We start from the raw sequence: 12808 nt of genomic DNA, 5'->3' as shown, positions 1-12808 counted from the left end.
CAATGATAAACTCACAGCCGTTTCCGCCGGAGCGGTCGGAGACGGCTAGATTCTTGCCTTCAATCATCCCCGTCGTCAGCGCACGTCGATGAAGTTGCCCCTGAGGTCGAAGCGGCAGTTGAAGAAGGTGACGCCGCGGCCGCCATCGTAGTTGCCCTGCACCCAATAGTAGCGGCCGCTTCGGAAGGCCATATTGACGGTGATCCGGTTGGGACGCACGCCGAAGGCGGCAGACGCTTCGCCCTGGCAGAAGCGCGGCATCATCCTTGCGTCGACACGATCCGGCTGCTGCGTGTCGTCGTATTGCGGCGGGCGTTCCGGGCGTGGCCGTGTGTTGCCGCCGGCAGACGTGACACGGCAGACGCCGTTGCCGACGCCCCGGCGCGTATAGCTGATTGAAGGCGAACCATCGCGGTTGACGCTGATCGAGATCGTGGTTCGTCCTTGGCTCGCCTCGTAATAATCGCTGCTGAACCGCTTCAGACGGGCCTGGCTGCCATTGATGAAGACGGGACCGCCCTGATCGGCGTGGACCTCGATACGGCCGGGGCAGGTGGCGTTGAAGAACGGCACTTCGGCCTTCGCCTCGGTGGCGAAGCCGGCAAGGATACCGACGAGCATTCCTGCGGCGATCGTGCTGCGCATGGGGATACCTCTCCAATCATCGCTCGTTTCGTGTGCCCGGCTCGCTGCAGTATGCCGACCATGCGCCTCGCGTCAAACGGGTCTTTTGTCGCGTTTCCCCTGTGGCCTGTATCCGCAGGGATGCGCGAGGGGTGGCCGGAACGCGCCCGGTTGATAGCGGGCGAGTTCTCCACAGGGGTTGCTCTAGCCTCACGAGATTTTTCAAAAGATTTTCACAAAGGCGCTGGACAACCAAACCGAACGCCTTTATACGCCCCCTCACGACAGCAGCGGGACACACCGCAGCGGTCGCGGATGGGTGATTAGCTCAGTTGGTAGAGCAGCTGACTCTTAATCAGCGGGTCCACGGTTCGAGCCCGTGATCACCCACCAAAACTTCTTCTAAAGCGCTGATTAGATTACAATTCCTATACTTAGGCCGATCGCATGTGTCCGGGCTTCTGGGCAAAAGTCACGGCCCGTTTCCGTTGCAAAATATACCGATTCGATGTTGCGCCCCCAGTGGGCGGCGCGCATTCCGCTGACCCGTGGGACGGGCGGCGGATGAGGATCGCAAAGACAGAGCTGGGCCAGCGTAATTGGTCTTCCGGCAATCAGTCGCCAAGCACGCGCGACGGCCGGGCCGCCGTCGCGCCGTGTCTTGCAGGGCTCGTGAATCACTTGGCCGGAAAATATCGCAGGGTTCCGGCGAGCCGGGGGCCGGTTGAGCCCTTGGTGTCCATCGGATGATTGATGCCGTCGTTGACCGGCAATTCTTCAAAATCAAAGGGGCTCACGCCCTCCAGGCAGGCTGCGTTAACGCCGTAGAAATCGGGGTTGGAGCGCGGCTTGTGAAAGGTGTAGATGCCGCATTTCGAGCAAAAGAAGTGCTCTGCTGCATTTGTGTTGAACTGATACTTGGTCAGCGCCTCGCCGCCCGAAAGCACAGTCACGCCGTCTTTGGCCGCCGAGACGGCAACCGCGCCCTTCAGCTGGCAGTATGAGCAGGTGCAGCGGCGGGCCGTATGAAGACCATTCTTCAGCCGAACATTGAAGCGAACCGTTTTGCAGTGGCAGGCGCCGTTTAGGTCCTGAACGTCGAAATTCATGGAAACATCCGTCTGGTCTGAGCCGAATTGATGTCTGTTCCATAAGGGCTGGATCACGGATCCTCAAGTGCGGGCCACCGGCGTCGCGGCCGGCGCGACCGACCCTCGGCCAGTTGTGCCGCCGGCACCGTTCGGCGTCGGTCGCCCCTATGTTTTCGAGATCAGCAGGCTCCGTTCAATTGGCGGTGCAATTGGGATCGTTTCCGTTGATGACGGTCACGCCCGAACCAGGGGCGGTCGAAAGGCTCACAAAGCCCGCAGCATTGCTGGTGTTGCAGTCATGCAACAGGCGCATCTTCAATCCTGCGTCTGCAGATTGTCCTCTTGCCGACAAAGTAATCCTGTGTAATTTTCGCCAAATCGGAGCTCAAACTAGAGGAGGCATACGATGAATATCAATTTTGTTCAGATGCGCGCCTCTGGTGGAATGGTTCACCCGTCACGACGAGTGTGCCGTAATCCTGTGTATTACTTCGGCGCATAACTGCGTCCTGAGTTCCGCCTTTTCGTATCTTCCATTTTGACTTGATGTGACCGGCTTCCGGAACGTAGTTCCGTGTCCGCGCGCATCCATAATCTAGAGGACCCGACCGCTTTGCGCGGCGGGAAAAATCATGCGCGAATTGCAACTGACCACCGCTGGCGCCTTGCCGGCGATCATGGACGACCTTTTTCGAACGTTCGGCTTCCGCCGCACGGTCGGCGCTTTCCTGCTTGCTGCCTGGAGGCGTCAGCGGACGCTCAACCAGCTCAGCCACCTCTCCGACCGTATGCTGCGCGATATCGGCGCAGAGACGGGACAGGGCGTGAAGAAGCCGGAGATCGCCGACATCTCGCTCTGGCAGATGCCGGTCGGCTATCCGGTGACGAGACACAACTGAGGCCCGCGTCAAGCGGGCCTCTTTTCCCGCAGCAACCGGTGGCCGATGAACAACGGCTCAGAGGGCAATCGGCTCACTGGGGGACTGGCGCGGCGAGCTTGGCCGCGCAGTCATGCTTGATCATCGCCGCGGCAAGGTTTTCCCGCCCCTTGCCGGTCGCCTTCGCCCTTGCCGCCGCCATCTCCCTGCACCAGCCGGCGTCGAGAACGTCCTCCGGGATGTGCGGTATGCAGGAGGACAGAAGCAGCAGCGAAGAGAGGAAGACGACGCGCATTCAGGGGCTCCGTGGGTGGGTTCCGAATTGATAGCATTGGCGGGCGATAGGGGAACAGACGGCAATGGCTTGGCCGAAAAGGTCGAGCGGCTTTGGAATTGTCGATCGGTGCGCCGCGTCCCCCGGCGTTTCCGAGCTCGGTGGGACATCGAAGTAGAACCTTGCGGCTGCGATGTGTATATCGCCGGCATTCAATTAGTGCGGGCGTGGCGGATGCGATTTGCAAGGGTCAGAAGAATATTGCTCTCCACGGTCCCGCTTGCTCGATTGGACTATCTGCTTGGCATCGCGCTGTGCGCCTTGCTCGTGGCAGCCCTGTTTCCGTTCGCGGCGGCTGACGAAGTAGGGTGGCCAGCGAAATCGGCGTTGATTTTCGGCTGCGGCTATGCGGTTTTCCTGACGTTGCGACGACTGGTCGATCTCGGCGTTGCCAATTCAGGGCTCGCCTTCCTGTTTCTCTATGCATATTCGGTCGCAGCCGGCGGACTTGGCAGGGCACTTGGCGCCTGGGGAGCAGTCGCCCCTGTGGCGCTGGCGTTGTTTTTGTTTCTAAGCCCGACGACTGCTGGTCGCGTGCCTGCGCAAGATCAGCCAGATTCGGTGGGCTGACTTCCGATGTTTCGCGCGATCGACCTGAAGTCGGCCATCGCCTTCGGCCTGCTACCGGGCGCCTGGACGGAGTTCGACTTCGATTGCGATGAAGGACCCGAGGCGACTTCGCCAGACGACGTGAAGTTCACGCTGGAGCTGGAGATCGGCACGAAGGAGGAAAGCTGGGCGGAGAGTTTTTCCGTTCTGGTGGTCACCCCCAACACCAGGCCCGGCCGGACCCCGCACACGCGATTTCTGGCGTTGCCACGCTACAGCCACGCGGTTCTCAAGGGGCACTTGGTCAAGGCGCTCGCCGCCAGTCAGCGCGACAGTTGGGAAGAAAGCCTCTTGGAACTGCGCAAGCGGTTTTTCTGGGAGTGGGAAAGTACCTGATCTCGCCCGGACTTCTGGGTGGTCGACTGGTGAACGCCGCCTCTCGCCGGCCGCACGGGCCGGTTTTCCCTGATTATATCGACGAGCGCGCTTGCCCGGTTTGCTCAATTAGCTATGACGGTGACGAGGTCGGGACATCCGGCATTTGAAACCGCGGGTGGAAGTGCAGTAGCGATGACGGACACCAGGAATATTATTGACGCGCGTGCGTGCAGCGACGAGGCCCTGCAGGCGATCGGTTCCGATGTGCTGATTGTTGGGTCGGGGGCTGCGGCCTGCGCCATGGCGACGCGGCTCTTGGCGGAGGGCTTGAAGGTCACGTTGCTTGAAACCGGCGACAACCTCGTCAACTCCGACAGCTCGCCCTTCTTCGAGATCGCCAACCAGGAGCCGTTCGGGCTTTCGTTCCAGATCGGCGGCGCGACCAATCTTTGGTCCGGGCGTGTCGCGCCGCTGGAAGATGTCGACCTGACGTCCGGCAACGACTGGCCGCTGGAGCGCGCTGAACTCGATGGATATTACCAGCAGGCGATCGAACTCCTGCAGCTGAAGCCGATCGGCGCTATCGACCAGGTGCCAGCCTATGACGGCGGCTCGGCGCCTTGGCGGGATTTCGTCTCCGACCCGGCCGTCTCGGTCAAGCGGTTCCAGTGGAGCCGTCCGGCCTTCAACGGTCAGGATTATCTGAAGGCGCTTGCGGGCAAGAACCCTGATCTCACCATCGTCTATAATTGCCGCGTGCTGCAGGTGATCCCGACCGCCGCCAGCGATCGCGTCGGCGCGGTGCGGGCGGCGATCGGCGAGGGGCGAACCGTGGAGCTTTCCGCCCCGGAATTCGTGCTTTGCGCCGGCGGGCTCGAAAACCCGCGCATCATGCTGAACAGCCGCCAAGGCGGGTTTTTGGCAAACGACAATATCGGCCGCTTCTTTTCCACCCATCCGAAGGCGAATGTCGGGCGCATTCACCTGTTCAAGACGGTGAAGACGGCAGGGCCGCTGTTCAGCGATCACAAGAGCGGCAGCAGCTCGCTGCGCTTCGGTGTCGGCGTGCGCAAGGGTCAGAAGAGAGACCAGCTGAACCATTATGTTCAGTTTTCGCCGCGCTTTGAATCGATCGGGCTCAAGCTTCTCGAACATGCGCAGCACGTGGTGGCTGCCGGCGAGGGCGGCGATCGCCCGCAATCGACCTTGCGTCGTCGCCTGACCTCGGCTCTGGCGGTTGTCGGCCAGGTCGCCTTCAACGTCATCGGCAAGATGGGGTTGCTCGGGCCGGGCGGCTCGATCCTCGTGGTGCGCGGCTTCTTCGACCAACATCCCAATGCCGAGCACAGGGTCGAGTTGAGCGAGGCGCGCGATCCCCATGGGCTGCCGAAGGGCGTCGTGCGCTGGTCGCTGACAGAAGATGACCAGGCGTCGATCCGCGAATTTCTGGACGAGCTTTCCGGGCTGCTGCTGCGCCACAATATCGGCAAGCTGATCTCGACGCTGCCGCCGGCAGGCAAGCCCTGGGACATCACCGGCATCCATTCCCATTTCATGGGCACGACGCGTATGGGCCGCTCGGCCGACATGTCCGTCATCGATCGCGATGGCCGGGTGCACGGGGTCGACAATCTCTATGCGGCAGGCGCGTCGGTCTTCACCTCCTACGGCTACGCCAATCCAGTACTGACAGTCATGGCGCTTGCAATGCTTACCGCCGATAAGATATGCCAGCGCCACAAAACAAAGGCGGGTAATCCATGACGGAAATGACTTCCCCGGAACTTAGCGGCAAGGAACAGCGGGCGAAACGCACGCGCTGGCAAAAGCTCTCGCGAAAGAACTACTTCGGGGGCAAGCTTTCGACGAAGAACCTGGTCCGGCTATGCCAGGAAAATGCTTCCAACAAGCGCACGATCATCGTTCACACCGAAGACGTTGACTATACTGAGTTTTTCCCGAACTCGTTCCTGGTCTCGAAGTCCGATCGCAAGAAGGCCGATCTCGTCGTCGACACGCATTACCATCTCGATGCCATCGAAAGCGAAAGCTACGACATCGTGCTCTGCACCGGCCTGCTCGAACATGTTCCCGATCCGCAGCGGCTGATCGACGACATGCGCCGCATCCTGAAGCCGAACGGCAAGCTGATCATCTCCGCCTCGGCGGTGTTCTCCTTCCACGAGGGGCCCGAGAACTATTTCCACTTCACGCCCTTCTCCTTCAAGATGCTGTTCAAGGACTGGAGCGAGATCGAGGACCTGCGCGGCTCGAGCATGCCGTTCGAAACGATCGGCATTCTGATGCAGCGCATTCTGCTGCAGTGCGACGTGTTTCCGCTGGCGCGCCCGTTCATCGAACTCATGGCGCGCTCGGCCCGGTTCTTCGACGTCTTCATTACCCAGCAGTACGATACGACGTGGAAATACACCGACGATCACAAGATCGATTCGATGATGCCTTCCAACATTCAAGCCGTGGTGAGGAAATAGCACCGATGTCTCTGGATTCGCTTTCAATACAAGAGTTTGACGGCTGCCGTTTCTTTTGTGGGGACAACAACAAGATCGAGCGCGAGTTGAAGAAGGGACGCAATTTCTTCGGCGAGTACCACTACGACTTTACCAATTTCGCCGTCGTTAAACGCTTGGTTGCGTTCGGCCATATCTGTCTCGACGTCGGAGCCAATATTGGCGTCTATTCGAACGTGTTTGCGCATCTTTCCGGCGATGCAAGCAATGTGCATGCGTTCGAGCCGGTCAGGCATATCCGCCACAAGTTGCTCGCCAACGCCAAGCTCAACGGTCATTCGGGCCTCAACGTCAACGACTTCGCCCTCGGTGACGCCGAAACCAATATGACAATGTTTCAGATTAAGCAGGGCCACATCCGCGGCGGGGTGAGTTCGCTGTTGCAGAACGACACCTACAAGCAGCTAGGCGCCGAAAACTACGATGAGGTCGAGGTCGTGGTCACGTTGCTCGACAGCTACGTGGAAAATCGCAATCTGCGCTCGGTCGACTTCATGAAGATTGACGTCGAAGGCTTTGAAATGAATGTGCTTCGCGGCGGCCGCAAGACTGTCGAGCGCCACCGACCCTTTGTGCTTCTGGAGCTGGATTTCGAGCGCCACGGCGCGGCCGTTGGCAAGGAGATGAAGGACTACTTCTTCTCGCTCGGCTACCAGGCCTTCGAGCCGGAGACGACAAAGACGAGCCCCTTCACTCACCGCAAGCTGTCCTTTGTCCCCTATGATTTCAGCGACAGCCCACGCCGGCGCAATATCCTCCTAGTACCCTGAGCACTTGCCGCGACCGTTACACGTTCGGCAGGACAAAAAGCGCTATAAAACAATCACCCACGGGCGACGCCCGTGGGTGATTGCGTTTTTGGCGCCGGGTGCTCGCGGGCTTTACGGGGTCGTCGCGGGCTGCGTGGTGGTCGGCTGCGTGGTTGTTGCTGGCGGCGTAGCCGACTGGTCTGTCGTTGCGGGCTGCTGGGTCGTCGCTGGCTGCTCGGTCGTTGCCGGCTGTGTCGTCGTCGTTGTCGGCGCTGTCTCGGTTGCCTGCTGGTTCGCCCCCGGTTTCAGGAACATCACAGCAAGTACAATGAGCACGACCACAACCACGATACCGATGATGGTGTTTCGATTCATCAAGGCTTCTCCTCAGGTTAAGTGCCTTGAAGCTGTAAATGGAGCGGTTGGTCGAATTATCAACGGGCCGGTTCGCGGGTCGGTTGAAAAACACATGCCAAACGTGGCGTGGGGCGGCTGCGACCGCCCGACGTGTGCGGCTGTCCCTGAAGTATAAACATGAGCCGGGTGGTTTTCCCCATCGACAGCCGGCTAAGCGAAAGCGCGAACCGACAAACCCGCCTTAGCGGGTGCCTTCGTCGGCAGCCTTCGGGACCGCGGTAATGAAGCCGAGCCGCAGCAGTTGCTTCGATCCGTCGAACTTCATCGAAGACTCGGAAAAGAGTTGCAGGGCGCCAGTGCTGGAGAGTGCATCCGTCATCTTCGCGTAGGCCGCCGAGCCGTCGAAATATTGCCCATCGGCCACCGCGTCGTTGATGACCTTCTGGTAGTCGGCAAAGAACTTGAAGTGCAGCAGCGTGCCAAGAATAGACGAGAAGTTGCGCTGATAGGGGAGCGGCTGGTGGATGCTAGGGCCGAAGCGACAGTCTTCGTCCCAATAGATCAGCGGGTACTTGATCATTTCCAGGTCCGAGTCGAACTCGCGGTGGCGAGCGCCGCCCTTGATGGTGATCGCCCGCTTCGTCGTCGTCAGCGTGTAGCCGCGGCTGTCGAAATGATCGGCGACTTCCCAGGGGGCACTTGTCTGCAACTGGTCGATGTCGGCGGCCCCGAGATCGACCGGATACATGTCCAGCATCGGTGCCGGGAGGCGCGAGATCTTCAGGCCCTCGAGCGCGTGGATGACCGACCAGAGCGTGCGGTTTTCGCAATCGTCATAGATCAGGAATTCGTCGGAATCGACGTTCACGTACCAGCGTTCGCCACCATACAGTGCGAACAGCGACTCTCTCCAGGCGCGTCCGCGCCGCGCATCCTTGTAGCGGACCGAGGATGCCCACAGGTCGACATCCGGCTGACAGAGCAGATATTCGCGGGTGCCGTCGGTCGAGGCATCGTCGACGCAGATGAAGCGGGTGATCCCGAGTGACCGGTAATGGGCGAGGAAGCCCGGCATGAGCTTGGCGTCGTTGCGGGTCAGGAAGATCAGCGGCAGGTCATCGGGATAGAGCGACGTCTGCCCCTGGGGGCTGACGCAGCGCAGATCGACCGCGTGGTTCATCCTGCGCTCGCGCCGCTCGACCTTGGTGGTCTCGTACCAGGTCGCGATGCGATCAAACAAGCTTCGATCCGTGATCGACTCGGCATCGGATCGATTCTTGAAGGGATACGCGATATCCGTCATGCTCATTCCGACATTTGTCATAACAATATGAACCCGGACTAAATCAAAAGCACAGGCGTGGCAATCCATACGATCGCACGGATATGGGGAGCGAAAATCGCTGTGTCGAGTGGCTCGCACACGTGGAGTGCGCCCGGCTGCTACAGTTTCTGCGGGTATCCTTCAATCGCAAAAGGCGGCATTCAAGCGGGCCGGCACTGGTGCGCAGCCTGACGTCAAAGCGTTTTCTGCGAAACTTTTTGGCCGCTATCCTGTTTCTCCTTCATCCACGTTCGCGCTGATGCGCCAAGAAGTGGAGGAGGCAGACATGACAAGCGTGATGAGCAAGCTATTGATGGCGGCCCTGGTGGCCGCGGGATCGGTCACCGCAATGCCGGCCGTCTCGCCGGCGCAATCACTCGACCTCTATATCGGCCGGGACCGGGATTATTACGGCGACGACTTCCGTCGCGAGCGGCGCTATGACGACGAAGATTACGTTCGCCCGCGCGGCTGCAGCACCGGTCAGGCGTTGCGCCGGGCCTATCGCGCCGGGCTGCGCGATCCAGAAATTGCCGCCATGAGCCGCAACCGGATCGTCGTTGAAGGCGAAACCCGGCGCGGCCAATATGCCCGGATCTATCTGGCGAACCGCAGCGGCTGTCCGCGCATCGGATAACGGCTGGGCGGTCGCATGACGATCGCGATCGTTCTCTCACATAGGCCGGCGCCGGCAATCGTTCGGCGTCGGCGGTCAGGTAACGTCGAAGTTTTGCGGGTTTCCTTGCGGCCGGGCACGGTGATAGACCTCGCCGCATGACCGCACTTTCCGATTTCAGCGCCACCCCGCTCGCCGAGCGCGCCTGCGGCACCTGTACGCTCTGCTGCCGCCTGCCGGATATCGATGCGCTGGAGAAGCCGGCCAATGCCTGGTGTCGGCATTGCACGGGTGCGGGATGCCGGATCTATGAGGACCGGCCGCAGCTTTGCCGTGACTTTCTCTGTCTCTGGCGTACGGACGAAACCTTGGGCGAGGCGTGGGATCCGGCGCGTTCGCATATGATGATCTATCGCCAGGGACCGCAGGTCACGGTTCTCGTCGATCCGGACCATCCGGACGCATGGAAGCGCGCACCCTATGCAGCGGTGCTGCAGGGCTGGGCGCGCGAGGGTGAGGGCGGGCAATATGTCATCGTCTTCGTCGGCGACGCAGTGTTCAAGGTTGATTGAGACCGGTTGGTAACGACCCGGCAGGCCCCCAGAAAGAAAGAGCCCCGCACGAGGGCGGGGCAAGCAGGCACCCAAAATGGCTCGGGGTGCGGGGAAGCGCAGTCCAGAAAGAACGTACTGCGCGGTACGGAAGCTAACGTGCATCCGCCGAAGCGGGAAAGGCCGGATTCGCTGATTCTGGTACGGTTGCCAAAATAAAGTGGCCCGCGCACGGGCGGGCAGGCGCGCCCCTGTGGTCGCTTCACTGGTCGCTTTTCAAGGCTATCGATTGACTTTGTCGGTCGGCGCTTCATTTCCGATTGGAGGAAAAGACGGAGACGATCATGTCAAAGGCGATGCTGACGTTCCTGTGCCTGGCGGTGCTTATGCTTTCGGCTTGCGCCAACACGACGCGCGGCTTTCGGCAGGACGGTGTCGAAACCGGCCACGCGCTGGACGATGCGACCCATCGCGTGCTGAAATCGACATCGAAGTGACGCGAGACGAGGTGCCCCGGGCTGCAGCGGCCCACCTACCGCGATGGGGCGGTGCTGGCGCGCGCGGGACTTTCAGCGCTGCTGAAGATCACCGCGGCAAACAGCAGCACGCCGAGGAAGGCGACGATAGACGCGGCGGCAACGATGGGCTCGATCTCGGGCCTGCCTGTCGTCATCAGATAGAGCGAGGGCACGAGCACCGCGACGCCTGACGTGTAGACATAATACTGGATCAGTGCGAGCCGCCGCTCGGCCTTGGCCGGGTTGAGCGCGTAATAGATGCCGAAGATCGCCATCGTCACCCAGCCGAGCAGGTTCGTATGGGCATGGGCCGGCGTTGCTGCATGGTCCTGGCTGATCGCCATGTGCAGGCCCATGCAGAGGCCGATGATCAGGAAGATGATTGCGGTCTTGAAATAGAGTTGCGCAAGCCTTGGCATGGACTGTCTCCTCCGCGATGCCTTTGCTGTCTATTAGCATGTTCGCAAATGATTGGAGATTGCCAATATTGGGCGTGTGGGGGCGTCCGGGCAGGCGAAGGTCAGGCGGGCCGGGCGGTGGCGGCGGCGAGCGCGGCGCGTTTGCGCGTCGCCATGCCGTCGAAGGTGGTGAGCCCCTGGTGCTGCAGGTAAGCCGAAATCGCCGCCTCGATGCCGCGATCGTTGCCGCCTTCGGTTTCCCAGAAGGCTTCGATGGCTGCAAAGAGGGCGGATCTGTCGAGCGTGACGGTCATCGCAAGCTGGTTCCGAACTGCTGGCGGTGGTTGAGGGTGCCGTGGGCGGTTTGGCCGAAAGGCGCGCACTGCGCGCTGAAATCGGCGCACCAGCGTTCCCATGCCTGCGACGTTCGCACGAAAGCGGGCAGTCTGTGTTCCTGCTCGGGGCTCTGGTCGAAACCGTTCAGCCAGGCATCGGCGACGGTCTCGGTAACATCTTCGCCGTGAAGCGCGTCGAGATCGAAGCGGATTAGCCGCTCCACATGCTCGCCGTCATGCACATCGAGCCAGTCGGCTGCGGTTCGGTAGGTGGTGCCCGTCGTGTCGGTCTCGTCGCAGAAGGTGCCGGCACCGAGCGTCATCATGGCGAGAATGATTTCTCGGCGCTTTAGAAAGGGTGCTGCGCTCATCGCCGTTGCGGCGCCCACGGAGATCGCATCCGACATCGTTCACCTCGTCTGTTCGAGGTGCGCACTGGAACACCCTTCGCGGGTTTCCTGTCGGCCCCTCCGGCTGTGTTTCTGATGTAGATATAGGAAAAATCCTATCATTCAGTCAATAGGAAAAACACTGCCGGCAGGAATTGCCTTGTTCAAGTTGTCGATGACGCACTGTTTGTTCTTGTTTTGTTCGGGTGATTGCGCCACTGTGGGGCCGCCATTCCAGGTGGCGGAAAAGGAGCATGGGATGATCACCTACTTCGTCGTTCAGAGCTTCACACTGGGGAGCCGCGGCGCATTTCTCGCCGACGATCCGGTGCAGGCGACCGGACCCGAGCATGCCCAGCGGCTGGCCGAAAGGCTCGCGGCGACCAAGGTGGGGGTGATCGCCTTCAGCCGCTCGGGCGACCTGGCGACCGGTGAGTTCGAGGATGCCAGGGTGCTCTTTACGATCGGCGACCTGCCCACGGAGATCGAGGAGGCGATGGCGGCGTGACGGCTGTCGCCGGGCAGGGGTGGCCCGTAACGGTCACATCCGTGAGCGGTCGAAGAAGGCGCTCACCGCTTGGGAGCCACTCAATGTTCATTGGTTACGAGCCGGGCGCGCCGTGGTAATGTCGTCGCGCAATGTTGGGAGGCGTGAAATGATGTCCGTCGACAGTCGTGCAAGCGGCGAGCCGTCTACCGGTCAATATTGGTCTTCGCCCATTCCGGTTGACGAGGCCGAGTTGAGCCCCGTTCTCCTGCGACAGATCAATTTTTGCGACGACAGGCGCGGATTTCGGGCCTATGTCGTGCAGGTGTTTGCCGATCCTGCCGGGCCTCCAGAGGCCATGTTCGAGCTTGCGTACAATCGCAGGAGCAAGCGCGCCTGCGCCATTTTCGAGGCGGTTCGGGCGGCTGACCTTGGTGGTTCCGGTGATAGGGTCGTCGCTGCGGCCGATCCGATCTGGGTGGTCGCAAACAGCCCTCGGACAGCGGTTGACGCTGCTTTTCAGGCCTTGGTCGATCGGTGTTCCGACTAAGGCAACTCGCTTATTTGTGCTGTTTGCGGCGGCGATGGGCGAGAAATCAAAGACTTAAAGCGCGACGAGCGGGCTGAAAAATTGCGGCGTACCTAAGCGGCGGCTGCTCGGCGATCCCGACCGGATTGCCGCTCAATCTCTTTAAAATC

Annotated in this window: 19 protein-coding genes and 1 tRNA gene; 12 read left to right on the top strand and 8 right to left on the bottom strand. The window is 60.8% G+C overall.

Going from position 1 to position 12808, the window contains the following annotated elements; genetic code table 11:
* Positions 1–75: 75 nt before the first annotated feature.
* Positions 76–645, bottom strand: coding sequence for a hypothetical protein (locus BLU15_RS39820; RefSeq protein WP_210187426.1), 570 nt, complete (start codon positions 643–645; stop codon positions 76–78).
* Between the two features lie 296 nt (positions 646–941).
* Between BLU15_RS39820 and BLU15_RS02080 the strand changes: the two genes are divergently transcribed.
* A tRNA-Lys gene (locus tag BLU15_RS02080) sits at positions 942–1017 on the top strand.
* A 284-nt stretch (positions 1018–1301) separates the two neighbouring features.
* On the opposite strand, the gene BLU15_RS02075 is transcribed toward BLU15_RS02080, so the two are convergent.
* Positions 1302–1733, bottom strand: a complete 432-nt coding sequence (locus BLU15_RS02075; protein ID WP_060516128.1) for a GFA family protein — start codon at positions 1731–1733, stop codon at positions 1302–1304.
* A 614-nt stretch (positions 1734–2347) separates the two neighbouring features.
* Between BLU15_RS02075 and BLU15_RS02070 the strand changes: the two genes are divergently transcribed.
* A complete protein-coding gene (locus tag BLU15_RS02070; protein ID WP_090294096.1) occupies positions 2348–2614 on the top strand; it encodes a DUF1127 domain-containing protein in 267 nt (88 codons plus the stop codon).
* Between the two features lie 73 nt (positions 2615–2687).
* Here BLU15_RS02070 and BLU15_RS02065 read toward each other — a convergent pair whose 3' ends face one another.
* Positions 2688–2888 carry a hypothetical protein gene (locus BLU15_RS02065; protein ID WP_060516129.1) on the bottom strand — a complete coding sequence of 67 codons (201 nt, stop codon included), beginning with the start codon at positions 2886–2888 and terminating at the stop codon, positions 2688–2690.
* Positions 2889–2957: 69 nt separating this feature from the next.
* Here BLU15_RS02065 and BLU15_RS38835 point away from each other — a divergent pair, with 69 nt between their 5' ends.
* The 5 genes from BLU15_RS38835 to BLU15_RS02040 all read left to right on the top strand — a co-directional run bounded on the left by BLU15_RS38835 (position 2958) and on the right by BLU15_RS02040 (position 7155).
* Positions 2958–3497 (top strand): hypothetical protein, encoded by a 540-nt coding sequence (locus BLU15_RS38835; protein WP_143034192.1) that lies wholly within the window; start codon positions 2958–2960, stop codon positions 3495–3497.
* Positions 3498–3503: 6 nt separating this feature from the next.
* Positions 3504–3872, top strand: coding sequence for an Imm8 family immunity protein (locus tag BLU15_RS02055; protein WP_090294094.1), 369 nt, complete (start codon positions 3504–3506; stop codon positions 3870–3872).
* A 174-nt stretch (positions 3873–4046) separates the two neighbouring features.
* Complete coding sequence (locus BLU15_RS02050; protein WP_162731828.1) at positions 4047–5618, top strand: GMC oxidoreductase; 1572 nt, start codon at positions 4047–4049, stop codon at positions 5616–5618.
* Positions 5615–6346, top strand: coding sequence for a class I SAM-dependent methyltransferase (locus tag BLU15_RS02045; RefSeq protein WP_051659275.1), 732 nt, complete (start codon positions 5615–5617; stop codon positions 6344–6346). The genes BLU15_RS02050 and BLU15_RS02045 overlap by 4 nt, the downstream gene beginning before the upstream one ends.
* 5 nt (positions 6347–6351) lie before the next feature.
* Positions 6352–7155 (top strand): FkbM family methyltransferase, encoded by an 804-nt coding sequence (locus tag BLU15_RS02040; RefSeq protein ID WP_090294091.1) that lies wholly within the window; start codon positions 6352–6354, stop codon positions 7153–7155.
* A 111-nt stretch (positions 7156–7266) separates the two neighbouring features.
* Here the strand turns inward: BLU15_RS02040 and BLU15_RS02035 are convergent, their stop codons facing one another.
* Entirely contained in the window at positions 7267–7509 is a 243-nt protein-coding gene (locus tag BLU15_RS02035; RefSeq protein ID WP_090294089.1) for a hypothetical protein, read from the bottom strand.
* 223 nt (positions 7510–7732) lie between these two features.
* Positions 7733–8719, bottom strand: a complete 987-nt coding sequence (locus tag BLU15_RS02030; RefSeq protein WP_162731833.1) for a glycosyltransferase family 2 protein — start codon at positions 8717–8719, stop codon at positions 7733–7735.
* Between the two features lie 202 nt (positions 8720–8921).
* On the opposite strand from BLU15_RS02030, the gene BLU15_RS02025 reads away from it, so the two are divergent.
* The 3 genes from BLU15_RS02025 to BLU15_RS02015 all read left to right on the top strand — a co-directional run bounded on the left by BLU15_RS02025 (position 8922) and on the right by BLU15_RS02015 (position 10479).
* Positions 8922–9452, top strand: coding sequence for a hypothetical protein (locus BLU15_RS02025; protein ID WP_244546692.1), 531 nt, complete (start codon positions 8922–8924; stop codon positions 9450–9452).
* A 137-nt stretch (positions 9453–9589) separates the two neighbouring features.
* On the top strand, positions 9590–10003 hold the full coding sequence (locus BLU15_RS02020) for a hypothetical protein (protein WP_090294087.1): 414 nt from the start codon (positions 9590–9592) through the stop codon (positions 10001–10003).
* Positions 10004–10326: 323 nt separating this feature from the next.
* The gene (locus BLU15_RS02015; protein WP_090294085.1) at positions 10327–10479 is read left to right on the top strand and encodes an entericidin; all 153 of its coding nucleotides are present in this window, start codon (positions 10327–10329) and stop codon (positions 10477–10479) included.
* Positions 10480–10514: 35 nt separating this feature from the next.
* On the opposite strand, the gene BLU15_RS02010 is transcribed toward BLU15_RS02015, so the two are convergent.
* The 3 genes from BLU15_RS02010 to BLU15_RS02000 form a co-directional block, all read right to left on the bottom strand.
* Positions 10515–10919 carry a heme-copper oxidase family protein gene (locus BLU15_RS02010; RefSeq protein WP_060601179.1) on the bottom strand — a complete coding sequence of 135 codons (405 nt, stop codon included), beginning with the start codon at positions 10917–10919 and terminating at the stop codon, positions 10515–10517.
* A gap of 101 nt (positions 10920–11020) precedes the next feature.
* A complete protein-coding gene (locus tag BLU15_RS02005; RefSeq protein ID WP_060516135.1) occupies positions 11021–11212 on the bottom strand; it encodes a hypothetical protein in 192 nt (63 codons plus the stop codon).
* Entirely contained in the window at positions 11209–11640 is a 432-nt protein-coding gene (locus BLU15_RS02000; protein ID WP_060516136.1) for a hypothetical protein, read from the bottom strand. Before BLU15_RS02000 ends, BLU15_RS02005 begins: the two co-directional genes overlap by 4 nt.
* A gap of 241 nt (positions 11641–11881) precedes the next feature.
* On the opposite strand from BLU15_RS02000, the gene BLU15_RS01995 reads away from it, so the two are divergent.
* Both BLU15_RS01995 and BLU15_RS01990 read left to right on the top strand, forming a co-directional pair.
* Positions 11882–12130, top strand: a complete 249-nt coding sequence (locus BLU15_RS01995; RefSeq protein ID WP_034793442.1) for a hypothetical protein — start codon at positions 11882–11884, stop codon at positions 12128–12130.
* A gap of 151 nt (positions 12131–12281) precedes the next feature.
* On the top strand, positions 12282–12659 hold the full coding sequence (locus tag BLU15_RS01990; protein ID WP_162744913.1) for a hypothetical protein: 378 nt from the start codon (positions 12282–12284) through the stop codon (positions 12657–12659).
* Positions 12660–12808 lie beyond the last annotated feature (149 nt).

Origin of the sequence: Ensifer sp. YR511, assembly GCF_900103045.1 — a bacterium.
Lineage (GTDB): Bacteria > Pseudomonadota > Alphaproteobacteria > Rhizobiales > Rhizobiaceae > Ensifer > Ensifer adhaerens.
The sequence above is the reverse complement of the archived record's forward strand: the minus strand, read 5'-3'. Positions and strand labels throughout refer to the sequence as shown.

Coding starts and splice junctions, on each gene's coding strand:
- BLU15_RS39820 (WP_210187426.1), bottom strand. CDS start 645: ATGCGCAGCACGATCGCCGCAGGAATGCTCGTCGGTATCCTTGCCGGC.
- BLU15_RS02075 (WP_060516128.1), bottom strand. CDS start 1,733: ATGAATTTCGACGTTCAGGACCTAAACGGCGCCTGCCACTGCAAAACG.
- BLU15_RS02070 (WP_090294096.1), top strand. CDS start 2,348: ATGCGCGAATTGCAACTGACCACCGCTGGCGCCTTGCCGGCGATCATG.
- BLU15_RS02065 (WP_060516129.1), bottom strand. CDS start 2,888: ATGCGCGTCGTCTTCCTCTCTTCGCTGCTGCTTCTGTCCTCCTGCATA.
- BLU15_RS02055 (WP_090294094.1), top strand. CDS start 3,504: ATGTTTCGCGCGATCGACCTGAAGTCGGCCATCGCCTTCGGCCTGCTA.
- BLU15_RS02050 (WP_162731828.1), top strand. CDS start 4,047: ATGACGGACACCAGGAATATTATTGACGCGCGTGCGTGCAGCGACGAG.
- BLU15_RS02045 (WP_051659275.1), top strand. CDS start 5,615: ATGACGGAAATGACTTCCCCGGAACTTAGCGGCAAGGAACAGCGGGCG.
- BLU15_RS02040 (WP_090294091.1), top strand. CDS start 6,352: ATGTCTCTGGATTCGCTTTCAATACAAGAGTTTGACGGCTGCCGTTTC.
- BLU15_RS02035 (WP_090294089.1), bottom strand. CDS start 7,509: ATGAATCGAAACACCATCATCGGTATCGTGGTTGTGGTCGTGCTCATT.
- BLU15_RS02020 (WP_090294087.1), top strand. CDS start 9,590: ATGACCGCACTTTCCGATTTCAGCGCCACCCCGCTCGCCGAGCGCGCC.
- BLU15_RS02015 (WP_090294085.1), top strand. CDS start 10,327: ATGTCAAAGGCGATGCTGACGTTCCTGTGCCTGGCGGTGCTTATGCTT.
- BLU15_RS02010 (WP_060601179.1), bottom strand. CDS start 10,919: ATGCCAAGGCTTGCGCAACTCTATTTCAAGACCGCAATCATCTTCCTG.
- BLU15_RS02005 (WP_060516135.1), bottom strand. CDS start 11,212: ATGACCGTCACGCTCGACAGATCCGCCCTCTTTGCAGCCATCGAAGCC.
- BLU15_RS02000 (WP_060516136.1), bottom strand. CDS start 11,640: ATGTCGGATGCGATCTCCGTGGGCGCCGCAACGGCGATGAGCGCAGCA.
- BLU15_RS01995 (WP_034793442.1), top strand. CDS start 11,882: ATGATCACCTACTTCGTCGTTCAGAGCTTCACACTGGGGAGCCGCGGC.
- BLU15_RS01990 (WP_162744913.1), top strand. CDS start 12,282: ATGTCCGTCGACAGTCGTGCAAGCGGCGAGCCGTCTACCGGTCAATAT.